Below are 26,153 nucleotides of genomic sequence, written 5' to 3' on the forward strand. Positions count from 1 at the left end.
GCGGTTGCCGTTTGCGCTAACAAGTCTACCCTTGCCGCGATAACGGGCAACAGGAAACTGAAAGAGGAGCGATTCATGGCAAAGGATTGGTGGCGCGGGGCGGTTATCTACCAGATTTATCCGCGCAGCTTTCAAGACGACTCGGGCGACGGTATCGGCGATCTGAAGGGGATCACGCGCAGGCTCGATCATGTCGCCTCGCTGGGCGTCGATGCGATCTGGCTGTCGCCGATCTTCACCTCGCCGATGGCGGATATGGGCTATGACGTCTCCGATTATCGCGGCATCGATCCGCAATTCGGCACGCTGGAGGATTTCGACGCGCTGGTGGCGCGGGCCCATGAGCTGGGCCTGAAAGTCGTGATCGATCAGGTGATCTCGCACAGCTCCGATCAGCATCCGTGGTTCAAGGACGCCAAGAAAGGCGGAGCCAAGAAGGATTGGTATGTCTGGGCCGATCCCAAGCCCGATGGCAGCCCGCCCAACAACTGGCAGGCGGTGTTCGGCGGCTCGTCCTGGGAATACGCCCCCGAGCGCGGCCAGTATTACCTGCACAACTTCCTGATCGAGCAGCCTGACCTGAACCTGCACAATCCCGAGGTTCAGGACGAATTGCTCGACGTGTTCCGCTTCTGGCTGGATCGCGGTGTCGATGGCTTCCGCCTCGATACGGTGAACTACTACTTCCACGACCCGAAACTGCGCGACAATCCGGCGATGGACCCCGATCCCGAACGCTGGCCGCCGGTCTCGACCTACGACATGCAGGATCACGAGTTCGACAAGAACCGCCCCGAGAACATCCCCTTCCTCAAGAAGATGCGCGCGGTGATGGACGACTACGAGGCCCGCACGCTGATCGGTGAAGTCGGCGAAGCGCCCCATCGCGCGCTCGGCATCATGGAAGAATACACCCGCGGCGATGACCGTCTGCACATGGCCTACAGCTTCGACATGCTGGGCCCGAAATTCTCGCCCGCGCATTTCCGCGGCAAGATCGAGGGCTTCTTCAAGGGCGCGCCGGACGGCTGGCCGAGCTGGTCCTTCTCGAACCACGACGTGCAGCGCCACGTCACCCGCTGGGCGAAATACGGCACCGAGGACAGCATCGCGCGGCTGGCCATCGCGATGCTCGCGTCCTTCCAAGGCACGATCGGGATCTATCAAGGCGAGGAACTCGGCCAGACCGAAACCGAGATGGAATATCACGAGCTGACCGACCCGCCGGGTCTGCGCTTCTGGCCCGAGAACAAGGGGCGCGACGGTTGCCGCACGCCGATGGTCTGGGACGAGAGCACGAATGCGGGCTTCTCCAAGGCCAAGCCGTGGCTGCCGGTGAAGCCGCCGCAGGCGGCCCGCGCCGTGGCACTGGAAGAGGCCGACGACACTTCTGTCCTCGCCTATTACCGCCGCGTTCTGGCCTTCCGGAAGGAAAACCCGGTGCTGCGCGAGGGCACGTCGAAATTCCTCGACCTGCCCGACCCGGTGCTCGGCTTCATTCGCGACGATGGCGCGATGAAATTCGCCTGCTACTTCAACCTCGGCCCCGATCCGGTGACGCTCGACGCCGACGGGGAGCTTGTCGGCCCCTGCCTCGCCGCGACGCTGGAGGGCGGCACGCTGTCGCTCGGCCCGAATGGCGCGGCTTGGGTGAAGCTCTGAGGCGCTAAAGACGACCCAAAGACGCGGCGGACAGGACCGGAACAGGACCTGTCGCCGCCTCACGGACCCATGACGGCGTCGGGAGCGTTTGCTCTCGGCGCCGCGTGTGTTTCTGTTTTCTTTCTCTAGTAAGTCGCGCGGTCTCGGCCAATAAGGTGCGTTCGGGACGATTTCTTACGGAATTTTAAGAAGGCCATAAATTCCTTCTGCGATTGTCCCGCCAGAGATAGGAAAAAACGTGGAAATATAAGATGGCTCTCGCTGATCCGGCGCAACCTGCCCCACCCCAGTCGCGTGTGAAGATTCTCTGGCCGATTGCGCTCGGGCTCGTGCTGTTCCTGATGGGGCTGTGGGCGCTGCATCATCTTCTCGCGAGCATCGATGTCCATCAGGTCATCGCGCAGATCAAGGCGACGCCGTGGCCCACGCTCGGCGCGGCTTTGGGGGCGACGTCGCTGGGCTATCTGGCGCTGGTGGGCTACGATTTCTGGGCGCTGCATTACCTCGGCAAGCAGCTGCCGCTGCGCACTGTCGCGCTTGGCGGGTTTCTGGGCTACGCCTTCGGCAACACGGTCGGGATCAGCGTGATCTCGGGCGGGGCCGTGCGCTACCGCATCTATTCCGCCGCCGGCCTGAACGCCTTCGAGGTCGCGGCGCTGTCGTCCTATATCGCGCTGGCGATGGGGCTCGGGCTGACGATGGTGGGCGCTCTGGCGCTCTGCGTGCATCCGGCAGCGCTCGCAGGCGTCATCTCCGCGCCGGAGGCCCTGATCCGCATGGGCGCACTGGCAGCGACGGCGCTGCTACTCGGAGGGGCCTTCTGGCTCTCCTATACCGGGCGCGCCTTGCGCATCCGCGACCGCGAAATCGCGATGCCCGCGCCGCGCATCCTGATGGGCCAGCTCGGTGTGGCGCTCTTCGACTCGACCATGGCCGCGGGCGCGCTTTGGGTGCTGATGCCCGCAGGCACCCCGCCATTTGCAAGTTTCGTCGCGATCTATGCGGCGGCCAGCATGGTCGGCATCCTCAGCCACGTCCCCGGCGGCGTCGGCGTGTTCGAGACGGTGGTGATCGCCGCCCTGCCCGCGGGCGTGCCCCTGGGCGAGGCGGCAGCGGGCCTTCTGGCTTTCCGCATGATCTATTTCCTGCTGCCCTTCGTGATCGCCTTCGTCGTGGTCTCGCTGAACGAGGCGCGGCTCGCCGGCGGTTGGGCCACGCGCGTCTTCGGCGAAATCTCCGAACCGATGCGCCCGGTGATCAGCGGAATCGAGGGGCTCGCCCCCCGGATCGCCGGGGTCGCGGTTCTGGGCCTCGGTTTCTGGATGGTGATCGTCGCGCTGATGCCGGTGCTGGGCCGACAGGGCGGAGAGCCGGGGCTGATCACGGCAATGCTGGCCGAAGGCGGCACGCAGCTTTGCGCGCTGGCCGGTGTCCTGCTGATCGTGCTGTCGCATGGTTTGGTGCGGCGGGTGCGGCTGGCCTATTGGCTGGCGCTGGTGGGGCTGATGCTGGGTGTGATCTCGGTGCTGGCGGCCAATCTCGACATCGACAACGCGGTCGTGCTGTCGCTCGCCGCGCTGGTGCTGCTGCCGTTCCGCCGCGCCTTTCACCGCCGTGTCGCGCTGACCGAAGGGGGCTATGGGCCGCTGTGGTTCGCGGTGATCACGGGGATGATCGCCTCGGCGGCGGTGTTCTTCTTCCTCGCCTATGCGGCGCATCCCTATTCGAACGCGCTCTGGCTCGATTTCACCGCCCAATCGCCGACACCGCGGGCGCTGCGGGCGGGGCTCCTGATCAGCGCGCTGCTCCTTGGCTTCCTTCTGTGGCTCACGCTGCGCCCGATGCGCCGCTTCGAACTCTCCCCCGATCCCGAGCAGGACGCCTCGGTTGCCGAAATCCTTGCCGCCCAAGACGTGCCGCAGGGCTGGTTCGCGCTGACCGGCGACAAGAGCGTGATGTTCTCGCCCGACCGCTCGGCCTTCCTGATGTATGCGCAGCGCGGCGGGATGCGGGTCGTGCTCGGCGATCCCGTCGGCCCGCCCGAGACCGCGCGGCAACTGGCGTGGGAGTATCACGAACGCGCGGTGAGCGAGGGGCTCACCCCTGTCTTCTACGAGGTCTCGACGAAGAACCTGCCGCTCTGGATTGAGATGGGCTATGCGCTGCACAAGATCGGCGAGGAGGCCGTGGTCGACCTCCAGAAATTCTCGCTCACGGGGTCGAAATTCAAGACGATGCGGGCCGAGCAGAACCGTGCTTTGCGCGAGGGTTTCACGCTAGAGATCGCGTCCCCGCCGCACGCGCCCGAGCTGATCGCGACACTCCGTGATGTCTCCGATGCGTGGCTGGCAGGCCAGAAAGGTCGCGAGAAAGGCTTCTCCATCGGCCGCTTCGATCCGCGTTACCTCAACCATTGCGAGATCGCGCTGATCCGCCGCGGCGGCGACATCCTCGGCTTCGCGAACCTTCTGGGCGGGCCGGATGCACGGCGTTTCGCGATCGACCTGATGCGGTATCGCCCGGAGGCGGCCGACGGCGTCATGCAATTCCTGTTCATCGGCCTGATCGAGGCGCTGCGCGATCGCGGCGCGAGGGAGCTCAGCCTCGGTCTCGCGCCGCTCGCGGGCCTGCCCGACCGTGCCTCTGCGCGGCTGACCAGCCGCCTAGGCAATCTGATTTACCGTCATGGCGGAAGTTTCTATAACTTCGAAGGGTTACGGCGTTTCAAACAGAAATTCCGGCCCGAATGGCGGCCCCATTATGTCGCGCTTCCGCCCGGCACCTCCCCCTATCTCGCGCTCACCGAAATTACCCTACTGATCTCCGGCGGCGCGCGCAATCTGCTGACAAAGGACTGAAATGCTCGACGCCATCCACCAAGTGCTCCCGAATCTCGCCGCCCTGGGGATCTTCGGCTACTGGGTGATCGGGGCGGCGGCGGGGCTGGAGGCCTTCCTGCCGACCGGGATTTTCCTGCCCGGCACCCTGCTTGTCGATGCCGGCGGCGTGATGGTGCAGCAGGGGATGCTCGACCCGCTCGACCTTCTGTGGTTCGTGGCCATCGGCTCGGTCCTCGGCGGCGAGGCCACCTTCTGGCTTGGTCGCCACGCGCGGCGCGGCATGCTCGGGCGCTGGAATGTCGAAGGTATGGCCGCCTATCGCCGCGCGGAGAAGCTATTTGCACGCCATGGCGGCTTCGCGATCGTCATGGGGCGGTTTCTCGGCCCCGTGGCGGGTTTCGTGCCCTTCGCTGCCGCCCTCGCCGGGATGGAGACGCGACGCTTCCGGATCTGGAACCTGCTGAGCGGCTTTCCTTACGCGATCTTCCATGTCGGCTTCGGGTATGCGCTTGGCGCGGGGTTCACCAAGCTCGGCCCGATGATGACGCGCAACACCTTGTTCCTGCTGGGGCTCGTCGTGATCGCCGCACTGATTTTCTGGATCCTGAGGCGGCTCGACCGGGCGGTGCCCTATCTCCTCGCGATGGCAGGCGGGCTGATGGACGAGATCGCCCGCCACCCCCGCGTCGACAGCTGGGGCGGGCGCCATCCGAAAACGGCAGCCTGGATCGCGCGCAGGCTCGACCGCAGCAAGTTCTCCGGCCTGCCGCTGAGCCTTTTGGCACTCGCCTTCCTCTACCTCGCCTCGGTGCTGGTCGGGCTGTCGCTCGACTTCCTGCAAAGCGACCCGATCGTGCAGATCGACGCGCGGCTGGCGGCACTGATGCGGCTGTTCTGGACGCCGGGCCTCATTCAGATCTTCACCTGGATCACCGCGCTCGGCGATACCCAGCTCGTGGCGGCGCTGCTCGTGCTCGCGCTCGTCTGGCTCGCGTGGCTGCGTCGGTTCGATCTGGCTGCGGGGCTCGTGGTCTCGCTCGGGCTGGACCTGATCTCGGTGATCATCCTGAAGGCGAGCTTCGGGCGGCCGCGCTCGATCCTCGGTTATTTCCATGAAACCTCGGGCAGTTTCCCTTCCGGCCACGCGACTCTCTCGGTCGCCTTTTACGGGATGCTCGTCTTCCTCCTCTGGCGGCTGACGCGGCTCGGGGCGCTGAGCGCGAGCTTTCTGGCGGCCTTGGTCGCCGGTCTGATCGGGTTGAGCCGTCTCTATCTGGTCGAGCATTACCTGAGCGATGTGCTGGGCGGCTGGCTTCTCGGCGCGATGTGCTTGCTGGTGGGTATCGCGGTGGCCGAGTGGTTGTATCCGCGATGGGCCGGGGCACCGCGCGCCCGGCCGCGCTGGCAGGTGGGCGTTATCGGCGTCGTGACGCTCGCGCTGCTGGGCTTCACGATGGTTCGCGTGCGCGATTATTCCAAGGCGCTGAACCCGCCCCCCGTGGCGCAGCCGCTGATCGTGATCTCGGAAGGGGCCGAGCCGCAGGCGCTGCGTGACGCGCCGCTGATGGCGCAGACTCTCGACGCGGATCAACAGTTTCCGCTCTCGATCGCGCTCTGGGCGACGAACCCCGATCAGATCACGACGGCGCTGAGCGCGATCGGCTGGCAACGCGCCGATGCGGTGACGCTCAAGGCGCTGGCGGGCGCGGCCTTCGGGGCTGTGCGCGATACGATGCGCCCCGGCGCCGCTCTTGCGCCGCTGTTCTGGAAGAACGAGCCGAGCGGGCTTGGCTTCACCCGCCTGCCGGATGGCGAAGCGACCGACACGCTGCCGCGGCTTCGGATGTGGCAGACGCGCTATACCGATGCATCCGGTGCGCGGCTCTGGATGGGGGCGATTACTCGCGATGACGGGCTGGTGCCGAGCGACGGGTCGACGGCGGGGCCGCTGGCATCCGATCTTGCGAAGGCATTGACCCAGAACGGCGGGGCTAAACCGGTGGGCCAGATTTCCGGCACGTCCGTGTCGGATATTCCGGTTCTGGCGCTGCGGTAGCGACGCGCCTCAGCCCGCGCGCAGGTCTTCGAGGTAGATCCGCACCGCTTCCTGCACATGGCGGAAGCGGACGCCGCCCAGATGCTTGCCGCCGAACCAGCGGGTGACGACGATGATATGGTCGTAAAGCTCTTCGCGTTCGAGCATCCGCAGGATCACCATGCCCGCGCCTGCCTCGCCATCGTCGTTCTTCACCGGGGCCTCCGCCGTCAGAAGCGCCCAGGTGTTATGCGTGGCCTTGGCGTATTTCTTCTTCCGACACAGTTCCTTGACGGAGGCCTTGGCCTCCTCTTCCGAGGCGCAAGGGCCGCCCGAGACCGCGTATTTCGAGCCGCGGTCGCTGATGATGTTCTCGAGGATGCGCATGGCGCAGGTTTAGGGGCCAAGCGCCCAAGCGGCAAGGGTGGGCGGCAGACCGAGGCCCGCCGCCCTGCCCGTTCAGCCTAGTTTGCGCAGGCGCGCGATCAGCGAGGAGGTGTCCCAGCGGTTGCCGCCCATCGCCTGCACATCCTTGTAAAACTGATCGACCAGCGCGGTGACGGGCAGCGAGGCTCCGATCTCGTCGCCGGTCTTGAGGCAGATCCCCAGATCCTTGCGCATCCAGTCCACCGCGAAGCCGAACTCGAATTCGTCCTTCGCCATGGTCTCGTAGCGGTTCGCCATCTGCCACGAGCCGGCGGCACCTTGCGAGATCACCTCGACCACGGCGGCGATATCGAGGTCGGCCTTCTCGGCGAAGTTCAGGCTCTCGGCGAGGCCCTGCACCAGACCCGCAATCGCGATCTGGTTGCACATCTTGGTGACCTGCCCGGCGCCGCTTTCGCCCAGTCGGCGGCAGATCTTGGCATAGGCGTCGATCACCGGCTCGGCCTTGTCATAAGCCGCCGCGTCGCCGCCGCACATGACCGACAGCTGACCGTTTTCGGCCCCGGCCTGCCCGCCCGAGATCGGCGCGTCGATGAAGGCCACGCCATGGCCCGCCGCCTCGCCCGCCAGTTCGCGGGTGACGGCTGCCGAAACCGTGGTGTGATCGACGAAGACCGCGCCGGTTTTCATGCCCTTGAACGCGCCATCCTTGCCGAGGCAGACCTCGCGCAGATCGTCGTCATTGCCGACACAGGACATCACGAAATCCGCTCCTTTCGCGGCTTCGCGCGGCGTCGCTTCGGCCGTGCCGCCATGCTGTGAGACCCATTTCTCGGCCTTGGCGGCCGTGCGGTTATAGACCGTGACCTCGTGGCCCGCCGATGCGAGATGCCCCGCCATCGGATAGCCCATCACCCCAAGCCCCAGAAATGCAACTTTCGCCATCGACCTCTCCCTTGCGTGAATACGAAACCGCGCCCCGTGTAGCGCGAGCGCGTTGATTGTAGCGTCGGGCTCAACTACTAACGCGCCAACCGGGCGCGTCAACTCATGCGCCGGGAGGCGGGATTTCGGGTGAGGCGCGCAGAGGGCTCGATGTATAAGGCATTTCGATGGGGCGTTCGGCTGATCATGGCCGCGATCGTGGGTGTGGTGCTCGTCGGGGGGCTGATCTATTTCTTCGCCTCGCGCTCGCTTCCCGATTACGACGCGACCTATAAGGTCACCGGGCTTACCGCCCCGGTGGAGATCGTACGCTCCACCGAGGACGTGCCGCATATCTTCGGCAAGGACGACCCGGATGCGTTCTTCGCACTGGGGCTCGCCCATGCGCAGGACCGGCTCTGGCAGATGACGCTGATGCGCCGCACGGTGCAGGGGCGGCTGTCGGAAGTGTTCGGGCAGGAGACGCTGAAAACCGACGAGCTGATGCGCCGGATGGGCCTGTATCAGGCGGCGGTCGACTCGGTGTCCGCGCAGGACGATTACACCAAGGCCGCGCTCGAGGCCTATGCGCGTGGCGTCAACCAGTGGATCGAGATCGTCAACGAGGGCGCAATGGGGCGCGGCGCGCCGGAATTCTTCCTCTTCGACAGCAAGATCTCCTATTGGACGCCCGCGGATTCGCTCGCGATCATGAAGCTGATGGCGGTGCAGCTGTCGAACCAGCTGCAAGACGAGGTGCTGCGCGCCCGTGTGTCGCTCGTCGGCAAAGACCTCGTGCGCGACATCATGCCCGACGATCCGCAACAGGCGACCGCTGCCCTGCCCGATTACGCGAGCCTGTTCCCGACCATGCAAAAGGGCATTCAGACGGCGGAGAACGGGGCGCCGGGGGCGTTCTCTCCCTTCCCCGCACGTGGCTCTGCCGGTGCGTCAAACGCATGGGCTGCGGGGCCTGACCGCTCGGCTGCGGGGGGCGCGCTTCTGGCCAACGATCCGCATCTGGGTCTGACGGCGCCCTCGATCTGGTATCTGGCGCGGCTGCAACTGCAATCGGGCGGCGTGATCGGCGGCACGATCCCGGGGATGCCGCTGGTGCTGTCGGGCCGCAACAAGGATCTGGGTTGGGGGCTGACCACGGCCTATGTCGACGATCAGGACCTGCATATCGAGGAAATCGATCCCGACGATCCGACGAAATACCGCACGCCCGACGGCTGGAAGCGTTTCAAGACCAAGCGCGTGATCGTCGAGGTGAAGGACGCCAAGCCGGTCACGCTGACCCTACGCTGGACCGATAACGGCCCGGTGCTGCCCGGCAGCCATTTCGATCTGGCGACGGTCACGCCGCCGCATTCGGTGATGTCGCTCAGCTGGACCGCCTTCGATCCGAAGGACACGACGATGACCGGCGCGATGGACCTGATGCGGGCGCATTCGATCCCGCAGGCGATGGATGCGGCGAAGAAAATCGTCGCACCCGCGCAGAACATCACGCTGGCCGACAAGGACGGGGTGGCGCTGGTCACGGCCGGGAAAATCCCGCTGCGCGACCGGGCGAATGACACGGAGGGCCGGATGCCGAACGCGGGCTGGAAGCCCGAGAACCGCTGGAAAGGCTTCCTGCCCTTCAAGGACAACCCGCAATTCGTCGAGCCGAAAAGCGGCATCGTCGTGAACACCAATAACAAGACGGTGGACCGACCCTTCCCCTATAACGTCTCGTTCCACTGGGGCGACACGCAGCGTATTCAGCGCCTGTCGAAACTGATGGGCGAGCGTGAGGTGCATTCGCGCGACAGCTTCATCTCGGCGCAGCTCGACACGGTGTCGCCTGCCGCGCGCGGTCTGCTGCCGCTGGTGGGCGCGAACCTGTGGTATACCGGCGATCCTGCGCCCGCCGGCACGCCCGAGCGGATGCGCCAGCGTGCGTTGGAGATGTTGGCGAGCTGGGATGGCGAGATGTCAGAGCATCTCCCCGAGCCGCTGATCTACGCCGCCTGGATGCGCGAATTGCAAAACCGGCTGATCCGCGACGAGCTGGGCCCGCTGGCGAAGAAATTCGACCATCTGGAGCCCCTGTTCATCGAGCGTGTCTTCCGCGACACCCAAGGCGCGAGCCACTGGTGCGACATCATCCAGTCCGCGCCGAAAGAGACCTGCAGCGATATCGCGCGGCAGTCGCTCGATGCGGCGCTCTTGGATCTGTCGAAGAAATACGGGCCGAATATCGAGAGCTGGCGCTGGGGCGATGCGCATATCGCCGAGCAGGACAATCAGGTCCTGGGCAAGGTGCCGGGGCTGAAATGGTTCGTGAACATCCGGCAGTCGACCTCGGGCGGCGATTTCACCCTGATGCGCGGGCGCACCAAGGGCGGCGACGGCTCTGATCGATTCGCCAATGTCCATGCGGCGGGCTATCGCGAAGTGCTCGATTTCGCGGATCCCGACAGTTCGGTCTTCATCATCTCGACCGGGCAGTCGGGCCATCCGCTGAGCCGCCACTACGACGACCTGTCGGAACTGTGGCGCTCGGGCGAATATATCCCGATGTCGCTCGATCCGGCGCTGGCGCGTGCGGCGGCGGCGGGGATCACCCATCTGGTGCCGAAAGGCGGGTCGAAGCCGGGCAATTGAACTGAATTGAAACGCGGGGCGGACACTCGCCCGCCCCGTCTGCCCCTCAGTCCTCGCGCATCGTACGCTGCACTTGGTCGGCGACCGGCTTGAGTAGATAGGAGATCGCGGTGCGCTCTCCGGTCTGGAAGAACACCTCCACCGGCATCCCCGGACGCAGGCCCCGCCCGTCGGGCAGCACCGGCGCCTCGGTCAGCGCGACGGCGCAGAGGTAATAGCTCCCCCCGCTTTCGTCCTTCGTCGCCGAGGCTGCGACCACACGCACCTCGCCCGCCACTTCCGGCGTCGTGCGTTGGTTGAAGGCGGTGAAGCGCAGCCGCACCGATTGGCCCGGCATGACCTGATCGATATCGGTGGTGCGCAGCCGCGCCTCCACGATCAACTCGCCATCGGGCACGATTGCCATCACCCGCTCTCCGGGCGCGATCACACCGTTCAACGTGTGCACGCCCAGTTCGTTCACCACGCCCGCGATCGGCGCGCGAATCTCGGTGCGCGAGAGCCGGTCGCGCGCGGCCACGGCGCGTTCGTGCAGTTCGGCCATTTGCGCGTCGATGTCGCGCAGCTCCTTTTGCGCAGCGGTGCGGGCCTGATGGTCCAGCTCGAGGATGCGCAGGTTCGACTCGCTGATCTGGCCCTTCACCCGCGCGATATTGGCCTCGATCTCACCCGAGACCCCGTCGAGCCGCGCCATGTCGCGCTCCACCTCGGTGATCGCGCCTTTCTCGGTCAGGCCCTTCTTCAGCAGCTTTTGCAGCCTCTCGTGATCCTCACCGCGCAGACGGCGTTCGATCTCGTTCGACTGGCGCTGCGCTTCGAGGGCACGGATCTCTTCGTCGAACTGGTCGACCTGAGACAAAAGCTGGTCGCGACGCAAATCCTGCATCGCGCGGTCATGGGCCAGAAGCTGGCGTTCGCCATCGGCAATCGCAGCCGTCTCCTCGGCGGTCTCGAATCCGTCCGGGAACACGATCTCGGCCGCGCTGTCGCGCACCGCGATCAGCCGCGCGCGGCGGCCGGTGAATTCGCGAATCTGGGTCTCAACGATCCCCAGTTCCGAGCGCAGCTGCGTATCGTCCAGCAGCACCACCACGTCGCCCGCCTGCACCAGATCGCCGTTTTCCACGCGGATATCGCGGATCACGCCGCCATCCGGGTGCTGCACGACCTTCAGTTGCGATTTCACCGCAACCTGCCCCTGCGCGATCACCGCGCCGGAAAGTTTCGCCTGCGCTGCCCAGCCCCCGAAGACGAGGATCAGCGCGCCCAGAAACGCCGTCGCGAACAGAATGCGCGCGCGGATCGAGAACAGGGCCGGATCGTTGTCAGTCTTGGTCATTTTCGGTTCCCCCCACCAAAAATTCGCGCGCAGCCCGTCAGGCGGGCACGTCGCAATCAAACAGGAAATTGGTTTCTTCGAGCGTGAGATGGCCGTCGAGTTCGATCTCGAAATCGTAATCCTCGATGCTGCCATCCTCGTGCTGCGCGCTCAGCTTCGCTTTCACGACGGTGAATTCATGAGCGTTGTCTCCGTCTTCGATCTCGTAGGCCACGAAAACGCCGCCGCGCGCCTCCGGGACCTCGCCGGTGGCGCCAGCAAAGAACAGGCGCATCTCGCCATAGCCTTCGCCCATCGGGTCGATCTGCGAGAGGTCGATCCGGTCACCGGGTTCGAAATCGGTGATGCGGTCATGGCCTTGGCCCGCGTTCTGGATAGATGCGAGCGAGGTGAAGACGAAGACATCCTCGCCCGCGCCACCGGCGAAGAGGTTGCAGGCATCGCTTGCGACCAGTTGGTCGTCGCCTGCGCCGGTGGTGACGTTCTCGATGCTGACGAGAGATGCCTCGCCCGCAGCGCTCGTCATCATTCCGCCAGACAGATCTACGGTAACGGACTCCGCGATGCGGCTGAGATCGAGCGTGTCCGAGCCTCCGCCGCCATCGTAGCTGTCGCCCGCGCTTTCCGAAATTTCCACGACGACGATGCGGTCCTCGCCCGCGCCACCGGAGACGAAGTCTTCGCCTGCGCCACCGTCGAGCAGATCGCAGCCTTCGCCGCCCATCAGCGTGTCGTTGCCCGATCCGCCATCGAGACTGTCCGCGCCCATGCCGCCGTCGAGATAGTCGTTGCCGTCTTCGCCATGCAGCGCATCCGCGCCCGCCTCGCCGAAGACGATATCGTCGCCCGCACCTGCAAAGACCGTGTCATTGCCGGCACCGCCATAGATGACATCCGCGCCCGCGCCGCCGATCAGCACGTCGCAGCCATCGCCGCCGTCGAGCATGTCGTCGCCTTCGCGGCCATAGAGGATATCGTCGCCCCCCTCGCCCCGGATCGCGTCGCAGTCGGGCGTGCCGGTCAGCAGATCGGCCTCGGCGGTGCCGATCACGTCATGATAGTCCGGCGGCAGGATCAGTGCCGTCGCGGTCTGGCCGATTGCCAGCTCGCCATCGCTGAGATCGTAGGTGATGATCAATTCGCCCTCGAACCCCTGATCGGGTTTGATGAGCCATTCGCCCTCGCCATGGGCGATCACCTCGCCCCCTTGGGCTTGCATCGACAGGATCGAGAGCGGGTCGCCGTCGGGATCGCTCGCCCCGCTCAAGAGCACCGCCGCCACGACGAAGAAGCTCTCGTCACGCCGACCGGGTGAGAGGCGCACCGGGCCATTCGTCTCCGGCGCGCGGTTGCGCGGGGCTTCGGGCGTCGGCCCGGGCGGACGCGGCTCATCAGGCGCGCGGTCCCCGCTCTCGCGCGCCTTGCGCGCCGCGGCACGGGTCGAGGAGAAGACCGGAACTTTCGGAAAATCGAACTCCTTCACCTCGATCGCCTCGGGGAAGAAAAGCGTATCGTCCTGTGCATCCACCGTCGCCTTGTGCTTGGCGCGCCAGCGTTGCGGAGAGAGCGCGAAAGGTGCCGGATTTGCGCCCGGGAACAGGATCACGTTGTCGGGCAAGGGATCGGGTTGCTCCTCCTCTTGCGCCAGTGCCGCGCTCGACCCCATTTCGGGGATGTGATGCGCGTTCGGCGTCTGCGGGCCGGCGGGGGCGTCGGGATCTGCCGGGGGGTGGGCCGGGCCGTCCTGAACACCTTCCGCCTGCGCCGCATCCGTGCCGAAGAGCTTGCGCGCGAGCGCCGCCCAGGCAAGAGCTACCAGCCCCACCGCCACGCGGCCGGGCCAGACCGAGCGCCCCTCGGGCGCACGGTATTTCTGTATCGGCGCGAGGGCCGCTTCGTCATCCGGGATACCGAGCTTGAGCTTGTCCTGGTCCATGGCTCAGCCCACCGCCTGTTCGATGCTGTCCCCCAGCTCCGCCGCTGCTGCGGGGCGTTTGCCCTTGGGCAGCGGTTTGAGCCCGACGGATCGGTTGACGATCTCGTCTTTCGGACCGAAGGCCACCAGCTTGCCGCCCTGGACGAAGCCCACAAGATTGACGGATTCCAGCGCCTTGGGGCGGTGCGCGATCACCACGACGATGCCGCCACGCGCCCGGACCGACGCGATGGCCGCGCTGAGCGCCGCTTCGCCATCGGCGTCGAGGTTTGAGTTCGGCTCGTCCAGCACCACGAGGAAAGGCGCTCCATAAAGCGCGCGCGCAAGTCCGACGCGCTGACGCTGGCCCGCCGACAGCGAGGTGCCGAAGGGACCAAGCTGCGTCTGGTAGCCGTCGGGCAGATGGATGATCGTCTGATGCGCGCCTGCAGCCTTCGCCGCCGCCACGACATCCGCATCCGTCGCATCGGGGGCAAAGCGCGCGATATTCTCGGCGACCGTGCCCTCCATCAGCGAAACCTCCTGCGGCAAGTAGCCGATATGATCGCCCAGAAGGTCCACCCGCCATTGATCAAGCGCGGCCCCGTCGAAACGGACATGGCCCCGCAGCAGTGGCCAGATGCCGACGATCCCCTTGGCGAGCGTGGTCTTGCCCGAGCCCGACGGCCCGATCAGACCGAGCGCATCGCCCGATTTCAGATCGAAGCTGACATCGCCCAGCAGCACCGCACCGGAGCCCGGCGCGACGACCGTCATTCCCTCGACGGTGAAGCTCTCAGTCGGCGCGGGCAAGGCGACCATGGTGTCATCATCCTCGAGCGTCGCGAGCGTGTCGCGCAGCCGCGCATGGCTGCGCCGCGCCGCCACGAACCCTTTCCAGTTGCCGATCGCCATTTCCACCGGGGCGAGTGCGCGCGACGCGGCCACCGAACAGGCGATAATCGCGCCGGGCGACAACTCGCCCACGATGGTCAGGTAAGCGCCAAGCCCCAGAAGCGCCGATTGCAGCATCATCCGGGTGACTTTCGATAGCCCGCTGAGCGTGCCGGTGATGTCGCTGGTGCGCGCATGCAGGCGCAGATGCTCGGCATTGGCGGTGTCGAACCGCTCGACCGCGCGACGACCGAAGCCCATCGCGTGCAGCACATCGGCGTTACGCGTGTTGGTGTCGGCGATCATCGCACGCGCGATGGAGGCCTTCTGCAGCTCCCGACCCGAGCGGCGCGACATCATCTCGGTGATGACGGTCAGCGTAATCAGAATGCAGGCCCCGCCGATGGTCATCAGCCCCAGCAGCGGGTGCAGCAGATAGACGAAGCCGAGAAACAGCGGCATCCAAGGCAGGTCGAGCAGCGCAATGGCCCCGGCCCCCGAGACGAAGCTGCGGATCGTGTCGACGTCGCGGCCCCGCTCCAGAGCCTCGGAGGTCGAATAGCCGAAACGCGGCATCTCGATCGCGACGCGATGCGTGAGCGGCGCGAGGCGGTTGTCGATCCGTGCGCCGACGCGCACGAGGATCTGGTTGCGCAGCACATCGAACAGCCCCTGAAACAGGTAGAGCGCGATGGCGAGAACCGAGAGCGCCAGCAGCGTCGGCACAGAGCCGCTGGTCAGCGCCCGGTCGTAGATCTGCAGCATGTAGAACGAGCCTGTCAGCGCCAGAAGGCTGATCACGAAGGACAGGCCAAGAAGAAAGACGATCAGCCCGCGATAGCGGCCGAGACGTTCGGAAACGAGCTCTTCGCTGGCTTGGAAACGGCGACGTGCATTGCTCATGTGATCCTCCCACCAAGATCTTGAGACTTTGAAAAATCACGCCCGGCGGACCCCTCCGCCGGGCGCTACCCCCTTAATTCACCCCGTTGAAATCAGAGGCGTCGAGCATGTGACGGCCCGCGATGTCGATCTCGAAATCGGCATCCAGATCGTCGTCGACATTGCCCGCGACAATCGTGTGCTCGCCGTCGTCGCGCATCTCGTAGGAGACCCGCAGCTCGCCCGCGGCGCTAAAATCGCCCGCCGCGAACAGGACGAAGGATTGCGAACCGGCCGCGCCCTGATCGGCGTCGATCCCGCTCAGGTCGATCTTGTCGCCCGGTGCGAAACCGTTGATCCGGTCGCCATCGGCATCGGCCGCCGAGGTGAACACGAAAGTGTCGTGACCGCCCCCGCCATCCATCACGTTGACCGCGCTGTTGGCGATGATCGTGTCGTCGCCGCTGCCGGTGATGACATTCTCGAAGCTGTAGATCTGATCCGCAGTCTCGCCGATCATCACCTGACCGTGGCCGTTCGTGCCGTGGCCCAGATCGACCTCGACCGAGGCCTGGATCGCGGCGTAGTCGAGCGTATCCGAGCCCTCCCCGCCCCAGTAGCTGTCGGCCCCGTCGTCTTCGGTCGCGATCACGGTGTCGTCGCCTTCATCGGCAAAGACCATGTCGCGGCCTTTGCCAGCCTCGATCACGTCGTCGCCCTCGCCGCCGAAGAGACGATCCGCGCCGCCGTCACCGAAGATCATGTCGTCGCCTTCGTTGCCGAGCGCATTGTCCGCGCCGCTGCCTGCGAAGATGACGTCATTGCCCTCCATGCCGATGAAGGTCTCGGCGGTGTCGTCGCCGACCAGCACCAGCCCGTCGGGCATCGCGCTGTCGGAGCCGTCATCGCTACCACTGCCGCTATCCGAGCCGTCCGGGTTCGTATTGTCCGGACGCGCGCCGTGGCGTGCATCGACAAGCACGTCCTGCGACCGCGTTCCGCCGACCAGAACGTTGTCGCCGCCGCCACCGTGGAAGACGATGCGGTGATCGGATTCGAGTTGCGAGATGTCCACGACATCGTCGCCATCATCGCCGTTCACCGTGATTGTCGAGTAGTTCAGGCTGGTGCCGGTGAAGTCGCCGACGATTTCGACATTGTCGCCGCGCCACCCGCCCGTATTGCCACCGTCGAGCCCGCCATTGCCGTTATCGGCGGTCACGTCGAGCGTGTTGATCGTGATCTCCTCGATATTGGCAAGCTCGGCGATCACCTCGCCATCGCGGGTGATGACGATTTCGGCGGCCGCGTTCTGCACCGTGATATTGGCCGCCATCGCAGCCGCGACAGTGTAGATCACGAAGTTCTCGCGGGTGTTGTTGCCGGTGACGACGAAGCGGTCCCCCGCGGTGCCATTGGCTCCACCATCCACGAAATCACGCCCGTCGGGCCGTTCCGGCTGGTTGCGACGCAGATTGGTCACGTTCCAGATGATGGTGTCGTTGCCATCCCCGCCGGTAATCGTGTCATTGCCTTCGCGACCGTAGATCGTGGTGTCATTCGTCGCGCCGGTCAGGTTGATCACCTCGTCCGTCGCATCGCCGGTGACGATATCGAAGGTCTCGGTGACCTGCGTGCCCGACGCGTCGGTGGCGCGGATCGTGGCGGTGAGCGCCTCATTGTCGCCAAGCCCGCCCTGAATGCGCACCTGATCGTCATTGAAGCCGCCAAGCCGCACCTCCGGCGAGCCGGAAAGCAACTCGTAGGTCGCCTGACCGCCGAAGGGCACATCCGCGCTCAGCCGGGCGATGGTGCCGCCGCCACTGCTGCCGGTCGCGTTCCACATGATGTCCGACATTGGATCGGGATTGAGCGAAATCGTCTCGCCATTCGCGAACTCGGCCCATTCGACGCCGACGAGGATATCCACGCCATCGGTCGCGACCGGGTTGCCCTGATTGTCGGTGCCGCTGCGCAGATCGGTGATCTTCACCGCCTGCTGGCCGTTCATCGAGATCAGCTCGATCCGGTAGTCGTCGCGGTTGCCGGTATAGAGCGCGGTGTCGGTGCCCTCCGTCCCGGTATCGCCGAGGATATGGCCCAGCGAGCCGTCCGAGAACTGAACGCGGGTGTCGCCGGTGCCGTACCAATCCTCGATGAAGCCGGTCACGGTCACCGACTGATCGTGACGGTTGTCGCCGATCCAGTAGAGGTTCGAGTCCACGATCACGCTGTCGCCGAAGATGAAATCGGCCTGCCCCGTAGTCTCGTCGCCGCCATCGCCGAGGCCGGTCAGACGGTCGTCTCCGCCGCCGCCCACGAGATAGTTGTTCATCCCGTTCGAGCCGATGCCATTCTCATCCGCGCCGGTCAGATCGTCATTGTATTGCGAACCGACAAGCCCTTCGAGGAAGGCATACTGGTCCATCAGGACCGAGCCGGTGCCTGCGTTGTTCGAAGTCTGCAGGTTCGCGACCACGTTGATATAGGCGTCCTCGTAGGAGCCGATATCCATGTCGCCCTCGGTGCCGTCTCCGTTGAACTCGATCACCGGGTTGAGCTGCGCGGGGCTGTCGCCATTGAGACGGTCGCCATCGTTCGCGGTCGGGCCGAGGCCCCCTTCGAGCAGGTCGTTGCCCGAGCCGCCGTTGATGTTGTCGTCGCCCACGCCGCCGACCATCCAGTCCGCGCCGTTGCCGCCGAACATCTCGTCGACGCTGTCGCCGCCATCCATGTAGTCGTTGCCGTCACCGCCCATCATCAGGTCGGTGTCGCCCTCGCCATAGAGCCGGTCATCGCCATCGTCGCCGAAGACCTCGTCGATGCCGTCGCCGCCATGGACCTCGTCATCGCCCGCGTTGCCGTGCGAGGTATCCAGCACACCCGGGCCCGCAAAGATCGTGTCATTGCCGTTCCCGCCGAGGATGAAGTCGTCATTCTCGTAATCGGTGATGTAGTCGTCGCCGTCGCCGCCATAGATATGGTCGTTGCCCTGCGCACCTTCGATGCGGTCATTGCCCTCGTCGCCATAGAGCACGTCATCGCCCAAAGCCCCGACGATGAAGTCGTCGCCGGAGAGGCCGATCACCGTGATATGGCCGTCATTGGCCGGACCGCCGGGGATGCTCTCGGTCAGTTGGACATTGTCGAAGAGCGTGTATTGGCCGGTGCCGTCGGTTTCGACCACGATGCTCAGGCCCAGACCCGCGAGATCGGCGGGCACGGCATCGGTGCTCAGGGTCACCATGTTCCAGGCGTCGTCCGTCGTGACGTCGTCGTCATCGAGCGGCGGCGCGAAAACGGCGCTGGCCAACACGGTGCCGTCCGAGGCCACCAGTTTGACCGTGCCGCCGGTCGCGACATAGCCGATCTTGTCGCCCACTTTGAGCGTCAGGGTGTAGACATTTCCCTCGACGAGCTCCGTGGCAGTGTCGGCCGTCATCGACGCATTGCGGCCAAGCTGGGCGACCTGCGTGCCTTCGGGCAGGAAGGGCACCGCAGCTTCGGTGGGCGCCCAGGTGCCGCCGGTGCCGTTGAGGGTCCAGCCCTCGATCACCCCATTGAGATAGGTGCCGCGCGCATTGGTCGGGGCTCCCGCCGCGACGAGATCCTGCGCCTCGAAGCCACCATTTGCGAGCGCGACATCGCGCACCTCATCGGGCAGCCGCTCCAGCGTCGCGTTGAAGTAATCGTTGTCGTCATAGGCGTCATCGACCCCCAACAGACCGTCGCGCGCATTGTCGTGGTAGTCGCCGCTCGAGGTCGTCCCGTCGAGCACATAGGTGGCCGAGGGCGTCGCGAACGCGTCCGGGATATGCTCCAGCCCGGTGGTGCGCATGATCAGATGGGCGAATTGCTCGCCGATGATCTGATCGCCCAGATGGTGGCCGACCGGCATCCGGTAAAGGTAATAGAAGCGGTCGCCATCCTGCAGGCGCTGCGTGAAGTCCAGCATGATGAAGCTGAAGGTGGTGCCCAGCGGGCCGTCGAACATCGCCTGTTCGGCCAGACCGCCGACCCAGAGGTCGATATCCCAGAAGCCCTGATCGCCCTGCCCGCCCGAGAGCGACCAGCCCACACCCGGCGTGTAGGTCGGCTCTCCCGAGCCGCGCATGAACATCAGCGCTTCGTCATGCAGCGGATCGGACGCATCGGCTGCGGCATCGAGAATCGCCTGCGCCGCCGCGCGGATCTCATAAAGCTCGCCCGTGCCCGCTTGATAGGCGTCGCGCGCGGCCTGCAGCCCGAACGTGCCGTCTTCGTCCCGCCCGTAAGCGGCGATGAAGTTCACCAGCGATTCCGGCGTGCGCAGATGCGCCCCGAAATCTTCCCAGCTGTGATAGGGCGCGATGCCCGAGCCGTTGGTATTGTTCGAGGTGTTCTGGGTCAGCCCGTCGAAGACTTCCATACGCAGCTCGTTCAACGTCGGCAGCCCGACATCGCGACCGCGCGCGATATTCAGCGCGGGCAGATCGAGCGGCACGCCCACCAGCGACTGTTGCAGCGCGGCAGTGACGAATTCGTCCATCTCGTTGCCCTGCTGGGTCAGCAGACCCGCCGCGATCCCAGACGCGCCATAGACGTCATATTGATCGGGATTGAGGAAGACGTCGAAGAGGCCCTTCTCGACATAGGTCGGCACGTAGCCCGGCTCGCCCGGATTGACGCCCGCCTCGTCGGTCACCGCGATCTGGACGGTCTCGCGCAGCTGCGAATGGCCCAGACGGAACACGGCCTGCGCGAATTCGAGGCTGATGTTGAGGTTGATATCGGCCGAGTAGGACACGAATTCCGGCAATGCCGGGTAGAGCGTGCCCATGTATTGGTCGACCGCGATATGGTTGTATTCGCTCTCCGTGATGATGCGCGCGGCCTGATAGACGCGCTCGCCATCCCAGGTGAGGCTGTCGACGATGGCCTGCACTGCCGCGTCGTCCGTCAGGTCGGTCCCGGCCCAGCTGTCGAAGGTCGCCTGGTCGATATCCACCGCCAGCCAGCCCTCATGCGCCGCATCCGTGCCGTTCAGCCCGTCGATATCGCCGCTTTCGATCGCATCGCGGACCGCCGACATCATGACGTTGCGGGCCTGAATGTTGTGCTCCTCGTGGAAGACGTGGTGCACCGAGGTCAGCGTGATGTTCTCGTTCACACGGCCATCGCCAGAGACCTTGTGACGGGCCAGAAGCGCGTCATCGTATGTGAAGGCGCCCGCATTCGGGTCCGAGGCCGGGTCGAGCTCATTGCCCTGGAAATCCGCGCCCGGCGCGGCGCCATGCGCGATATCGAGAAGGATCGCCTGATTGGTGTTGCGCACCTCGCCGATATCGGCCGCGGCGCATTTGCCCTCCATCGCGTCCTGCAGGGTCCAGCGCACGAAGGGGTCATAGCCCGCAGCCGCCACAGCGGCGAAGGAGGTGTAGGTCATGCCCCCGATCTCGATCCCGGTCGTGGAAGCGATCGCTTCGAGATCGGCGATGCTCTGATCCGAGCGGAACAGGAAATCGCTCTGCGGCGTGAAGTTCATCCGGCCGATCGCATCTGCGTTGATCCACGGGCAATCGAGCACATCCGTGTCGACCAGTTCGATCCCGATCCGAGCCGCATTGACCTTCATGTCGGCCCAGGTCGCCAATTCGTCCTTGCCCGTGACCTCCGTGCCATCGGGTGCGACTGCCGCCCCCGTCGAGACGTCGAGTTCCACCAGATTGCCATTCGCATCCGGACGATGGACGATCCCGTCCTCGGCCCCGGTGATCAGCTTGCCGGTGAGGACGCCATTGGCATCGTATTGGCGCAGCAGCACGTTGACCGCCTCATGCGAGCCGTAGGTCTGGCTCTGGTCGATCATCAGGCCGGTATTGTTGTTGTAGAGCGGCGTGACACCCGGCAGCAGGTTGCCTTGATCGTCGAAATCCGTATCGGGGTTCGACAGTTTCGCGCGGCTCAACATCATCATGTTCGAGACGCCGGGGATGTAGGCCGGGTTCGTCGCGATCATCTCGGGAACGTTCGGCGTGGTCGCCGCATCCACGTAATCCGGGTTCGGCGCATACATCGGATCAATGTAGAGCGGATCGTTCGGGCTCAGCGGGATCATCACCACGCCGCCGGTCTTCTGGATGAAGTCCAGCCCGTGATCGAAGAACTGACCGAAGGCCACGAACCATTCGTTATAGGTGACACCCCCGAGGATGCCGGGGTTCGGCATGAAGGCGGTGGTGATGTCGCCCACGACGGAGTTCGACACGTCCACGGCCGAGCCGCCCAGATTGTTCATCGCGGCCACGGCGGCCGGGTTGTAGTTCGGATCGGTCATGTCGACATTCGAGCTGGTGATCAGCTGCGAGATCAGGCGCGGGGTGGAATCCACCACGACCGAGCTGTTGAGAATGTCGAGCGTCGAGCCATCGGTGCCGAACTGGTATTCCGCCTGCGCATCCGACATCGCCACCATCATCGACATCGCGTCGACAGTGGGCGTGTAATCGGGATCGCCGGGCATGTTCCCTACCCCATCCGCCACGAACATCGAGGGCGACATCGACATCGGGTTGTCGACCAGCACCTGCTTGGAGGTCGCGACATAATCGGGATCGTCGGGAAGACGGCCCTCGCTGTCGGGCAGCACCAGCGTCACCCACATCTTCTGCACGGTCGCATAAGAGGTGCCGTATTCCGGCTCGGTCGGGTGATTGGTGGTGAACATGCGCAGGAACTCGGTATCGGCCTGCCCCCAATCGGGATGCACATTGCCGCCGGTCCAGACGATGGTGCCATCCGCACCGACGGTATAGCCGCCCGCGAGGTTGTTGTTATAGCCCGACACTTCGCGCACCCCGTTCGGGTCGAGCGCGCTCGTCAGTCGCGAATAATCGTTCAGGATATTTGCCTGTTGCAGCAGATAGTCGAGATCGGCTCCGGCCAGTTTGATCGTCATGTCAGCCCCCTAAGACCAAATCGGGCCGCATCGCGGTCCCGTGTCACACCCATCGCCGGTGCTTGGCTCATTAGGAGGCTGTACGAGACGGCACTTACCCCTGTGTCACGTCTCGCGCCGTCACCCCCCACAAGCACGGCGCTTTTTCCTGCCTTCCATCAGGCCAGCAAATCGAGGGGGCGAAAATTGTCTTAGGTCGAACGAGATTCTCCCCTATGGTCGGGGACGCTCCTCGCCAAAGGACGCAAGGGACTATGGGACAAAGGTCTAAGAGCGATGCGACCAAGGTCGGGGGTTTGGGGGCCCCGGACCCGGTGCAGACGGTGCGAAACCCGTTGCGCTGGTTTCTGGGGTTTTCGCTGTCGCTACAGTTTCTCGTGGGGCTTGGGCTGGTGCTGAGCCTCGTGCTCGCCTCCCTCGCGTACTGGATCAACAACCGTGCGACGACGCGGCTGCTCGATGCCTCTGCCGACACCGCCGCCTTCTACATGCAAAACCTCTTGCAGCCGCATGTGCAGGCGCTGGGCCAATCGGAGGCCCTGCTCCCCGAGGATTTCGCAGCCTTGGATGCGCTCGCGGAGGGGTTTCGCAAACAGGGCAATTTCCTCGCCATCAAGATCTGGAGCCGCGAAGGCAAGCTGGTCTTCGCGCCCGAGACCGGGCATGGCCACGTCCTGCCCGACGATGAGATTTTCGAGGCGCTCAAGGGGAAGGTCTTCGGGCGCTTTCCCGATCTGGAGGACGCAGCCCATGATGCCGAACGCGCGCTGGGCGTGCAGCTCTATGAGATCTACGCCCCGCTGCGCGATATCGAGACGGGCGCTATTCTGGCGGTGGGCGAATTCTATCAGAATGCCGATGTGGTCCGCGGCGCGCTGCTGACCTCCGCCAAGACGACGTGGCTCTTTGTCGGGCCGGTGGCGATCATCGTCTTCACCATGCTGTTCCTGATCGTGCGGCGCGGCAGCCTGACGATCGAGCGCCAGACCGTCGAGCTCCGCCGTCAGTTCGCCGAGCGCGAGCGTCTGCTGCTGGGCAATTCGCAATTGCACCGCTCGATTGCCGAGGCAGCCCAGAACGCCGCCAATATCGACGAGCGCGCGAAGCGGCGTATCGGCGCGGACCTGCATGACGGGGCGTGCCAGCTTCTGTCCTATCTGGTGCTGGAGATCGACCGGCTGGAGCATATGATTCGTTCCCCCGGTGCGACCGATGAGCCGAAAGCGGCCGGGATTGTCGCGGAAATCAAGAAAGTCGCGCGCAAGACGATGGAGGAAATCCGTGCCATCTCGGGCGGATTGGTCGCGCCGCAATTCGACGCCGCGCCGACGCTTTCCGCGCTGATCGAAACGCTCGCCACGGACCATGGCCGACGCACCGGGGCGCAGGTCACGCTCGCGCTTGCGCCGGACGCGCCGGAGCTGACCGAGACGACGCGGCGCACCTTGGGGCGGATCGTGCAGGAAGCCCTCGCAAACGCCGCGCGTCACGCGCCCGGATCGAGCCAGAAAATTGAAACCTATCAAGAAGATGGCTCATTCGTCCTGCGTATCTCCGACAGTGGCCCGGCCCCCGGCTACACCATCGAGCAAGAGCGCGAATACCGCGAGGGCGGGCTTGGCTTGCCGGGGATGCAATTCCGGGCGCAATCGCTTGGCGGCACGCTCGAATTCCGACGTCTTGAGCCGCAGGGCGCGGAGGTGGTTTGCCGCATTCCGCTCGCTCCAGACGCCCCCTGCAGGTGACGCGCACGTAATCCTAACGGTCTATAGCCATAGCCAGATGGGACTATTCTGTAAGCGTCTTTCTTTATTGTGTTTATTCAGGACACCTTCATTCTGTTGGTCAGGGGGAAGAAGGATTTCGCGGCATTCCGGACGGCACGGCCGTCGCGCGTTGGGGAACGCGGTCGCGGGATCGTTTAAGGGGTATTTCCATGTCTGATTTCGTGCCGACGACGGCTTGTATTATCGATGATCATCCAATTTTCCGGCAGGGGCTGTGTGCCGTTCTGCAAGACGCGCTCGGGATCGACGTGATCGATCAGGGCAGTTCTGCCATCGACGCGATCGAGCTTGCCCGAACGCGCAGGCCGGACGTCATGATCCTCGATCTCAGCATGCCCGGCGGCGGGCTGAACGCGCTGCGCAAAATCATTGATCATGACCCGTCCATGCAATGCATCCTGCTGACGGCCTGCGACGAGCCCGCAACCGCGATCGAGGCGATGAGCGCGGGCGCGAAGGGTTACATTCTCAAGGGCGTGGGCGTCTCGGAGTTGCAGGCCGCAATCGACGCGATCCTGCATGGCGGCACCTTTGTCTCGCCCAGCTTCGCGGCGGCGCTGCTGCAGGCGGCGCTCTCTGGGCAGGAGAAATCCGAGAGCGAGAACCTCACCCATCGCGAAATGCAGGTGCTGCGGGAGTTGGAACGCGGCAAGACCAACCGCGAAATCGCCACGCGCCTCGCAATCAGCGAGAAGACGGTGAAGTTCTACATGACGAATATCATGCAGAAATACGGGGTGAAGAACCGCCTGGAGGCCGTGATCGCCCATCGACAGGCGCATGAGCGCGCGCTCTCGTCGCGCCCCTATTGATCCGGCGGAGCGCTGCCGCTCCGCCAGAGGTTCTTCCGATTACAGCGCGGTCCAGCCGCCATCGACCGAGATCGTCGTCCCGGTGATCTGCGCCGCCGCATCCGAGCACAGGAACACGGCGGTGCCGCCGATCTGCTCCACCGTCGCGAATTCCTTCGAGGGCTGACGCGCGAGGATGACCTTCTCGATAACCTCTTCCTCGGTCATGTCGTATTCCTTCGCCGTATCGGGGATCTGTGCCTCGACCAGCGGGGTCTTCACATAACCCGGGCAGATCGCGTTGACGGTGATGTCTTCCTTCGCTGTCTCGAGTGCTGTGACCTTGGTCAGGCCCACGACGCCGTGCTTGGCCGAGACATAGGCCGATTTATAGGGCGAGGCGGTCAGACCATGCGCGGAGGCGATGTTGACCACCCGGCCCCAGCCCGCCTTGCGCATCATCGGAAGCGCGACGGCGGTGGTGTGGAAAGCCGAGGTCAGCATGATCGCGATGATCGCGTCCCATTTCTCGACCGGGAAGTCCTCGATCGGCGAGACGTGCTGGATACCTGCGTTGTTCACGAGGATATCGCATTTGCCCGCCTGCTCGATCAGCGCGCGCGCCTCGGCGCCTTTCGACAGGTCGGCCTTGATGTAGCGTGCGGTGACGCCGAATTCCTTTGCGATATCGGCGGCGAGCTGGTGGTCCTCATCGCGATCGGTGAAGGAGTTGATGACGACATCGGCACCGGCCCGCGCCAGTTCGCGCGCGACCCCGAGACCGATCCCGGAATTCGACCCGGTAATGACGGCGGTTTTTCCCTGAAGCGACATGTTCTCTCCTTCGGTGGCGATAAGTTACGGATTCGCCGGGATCATGCCGTGCCGCGCCTGCGAACGCCATGCTGCAAGCGCAATACCGCGTGATATCGCGGTGAGGACCTTGTTTTCTTGGGGAATGACGTAAAAAAAGACGCCCGCGCTAGGGCGGGCGTCAAGTCATGAGGCAGGTTTCATACAGGCAAGAAACCTATCGAGCAGTGCATCCCTTATAAGCAATCCTGCGCCGCTCTCCAAGGGAAAAGTTTGCGCAGTTTCAAACCTC

At 64.8% G+C, this 26,153-nt stretch carries 13 protein-coding genes; 6 read left to right on the forward strand and 7 right to left on the reverse strand.

The window, feature by feature from the left end:
- Nucleotides 1-75 precede the first annotated feature (75 nt).
- From BMI86_RS09370 to BMI86_RS09380, 3 genes are all read left to right on the forward strand, one after another.
- Entirely contained in the window at nucleotides 76-1,662 is a 1,587-nt protein-coding gene (locus BMI86_RS09370) for an alpha-glucosidase (RefSeq protein ID WP_078540957.1), read from the forward strand.
- A 296-nt stretch (nucleotides 1,663-1,958) separates the two neighbouring features.
- Entirely contained in the window at nucleotides 1,959-4,520 is a 2,562-nt protein-coding gene (gene mprF, locus BMI86_RS09375; RefSeq protein ID WP_246831680.1) for a bifunctional lysylphosphatidylglycerol flippase/synthetase MprF, read from the forward strand.
- Between the two features lies 1 nt (nucleotide 4,521).
- Nucleotides 4,522-6,558, forward strand: a complete 2,037-nt coding sequence (locus BMI86_RS09380) for a bifunctional DedA family/phosphatase PAP2 family protein (protein WP_078540960.1) — start codon at nucleotides 4,522-4,524, stop codon at nucleotides 6,556-6,558.
- 9 nt (nucleotides 6,559-6,567) lie between these two features.
- On the opposite strand, the gene BMI86_RS09385 is transcribed toward BMI86_RS09380, so the two are convergent.
- On the reverse strand, nucleotides 6,568-6,924 hold the full coding sequence (locus BMI86_RS09385) for a YigZ family protein (RefSeq protein ID WP_078540962.1): 357 nt from the start codon (nucleotides 6,922-6,924) through the stop codon (nucleotides 6,568-6,570).
- Nucleotides 6,925-6,996: 72 nt separating this feature from the next.
- Nucleotides 6,997-7,971, reverse strand: coding sequence for an NAD(P)-dependent oxidoreductase (locus tag BMI86_RS09390; RefSeq protein WP_281480110.1), 975 nt, complete (start codon nucleotides 7,969-7,971; stop codon nucleotides 6,997-6,999).
- Between the two features lie 48 nt (nucleotides 7,972-8,019).
- On the opposite strand from BMI86_RS09390, the gene BMI86_RS09395 reads away from it, so the two are divergent.
- Nucleotides 8,020-10,503 carry a penicillin acylase family protein gene (locus tag BMI86_RS09395; protein WP_078540966.1) on the forward strand — a complete coding sequence of 828 codons (2,484 nt, stop codon included), beginning with the start codon at nucleotides 8,020-8,022 and terminating at the stop codon, nucleotides 10,501-10,503.
- Nucleotides 10,504-10,549: 46 nt separating this feature from the next.
- Here the strand turns inward: BMI86_RS09395 and BMI86_RS09400 are convergent, their stop codons facing one another.
- The 4 genes from BMI86_RS09400 to BMI86_RS09415 all read right to left on the reverse strand — a co-directional run bounded on the left by BMI86_RS09400 (nucleotide 10,550) and on the right by BMI86_RS09415 (nucleotide 22,470).
- Nucleotides 10,550-11,842 (reverse strand): HlyD family type I secretion periplasmic adaptor subunit, encoded by a 1,293-nt coding sequence (locus BMI86_RS09400; protein WP_078540968.1) that lies wholly within the window; start codon nucleotides 11,840-11,842, stop codon nucleotides 10,550-10,552.
- A gap of 37 nt (nucleotides 11,843-11,879) precedes the next feature.
- Nucleotides 11,880-13,778, reverse strand: coding sequence for a cadherin-like domain-containing protein (locus tag BMI86_RS09405; RefSeq protein ID WP_078540970.1), 1,899 nt, complete (start codon nucleotides 13,776-13,778; stop codon nucleotides 11,880-11,882).
- A gap of 3 nt (nucleotides 13,779-13,781) precedes the next feature.
- Complete coding sequence (locus BMI86_RS09410; protein ID WP_078540972.1) at nucleotides 13,782-15,554, reverse strand: type I secretion system permease/ATPase; 1,773 nt, start codon at nucleotides 15,552-15,554, stop codon at nucleotides 13,782-13,784.
- Nucleotides 15,555-15,627: 73 nt separating this feature from the next.
- Complete coding sequence (locus BMI86_RS09415) at nucleotides 15,628-22,470, reverse strand: peroxidase family protein (RefSeq protein WP_078540974.1); 6,843 nt, start codon at nucleotides 22,468-22,470, stop codon at nucleotides 15,628-15,630.
- Between the two features lie 254 nt (nucleotides 22,471-22,724).
- On the opposite strand from BMI86_RS09415, the gene BMI86_RS09420 reads away from it, so the two are divergent.
- Together BMI86_RS09420 and BMI86_RS09425 are read left to right on the forward strand one after the other, a co-directional pair.
- On the forward strand, nucleotides 22,725-24,215 hold the full coding sequence (locus BMI86_RS09420) for an ATP-binding protein (RefSeq protein WP_168173823.1): 1,491 nt from the start codon (nucleotides 22,725-22,727) through the stop codon (nucleotides 24,213-24,215).
- Nucleotides 24,216-24,406: 191 nt separating this feature from the next.
- Nucleotides 24,407-25,069, forward strand: coding sequence for a response regulator transcription factor (locus tag BMI86_RS09425; RefSeq protein ID WP_078520657.1), 663 nt, complete (start codon nucleotides 24,407-24,409; stop codon nucleotides 25,067-25,069).
- Nucleotides 25,070-25,108: 39 nt separating this feature from the next.
- Here the strand turns inward: BMI86_RS09425 and BMI86_RS09430 are convergent, their stop codons facing one another.
- Entirely contained in the window at nucleotides 25,109-25,882 is a 774-nt protein-coding gene (locus BMI86_RS09430) for a 3-hydroxybutyrate dehydrogenase (protein ID WP_078540977.1), read from the reverse strand.
- Between the last annotated feature and the right edge of the window lie 271 nt (nucleotides 25,883-26,153).

It is taken from the genome of Thioclava sp. DLFJ5-1 (assembly GCF_002020115.1).
Classification (GTDB): Bacteria; Pseudomonadota; Alphaproteobacteria; order Rhodobacterales; family Rhodobacteraceae; genus Thioclava; species Thioclava sediminum.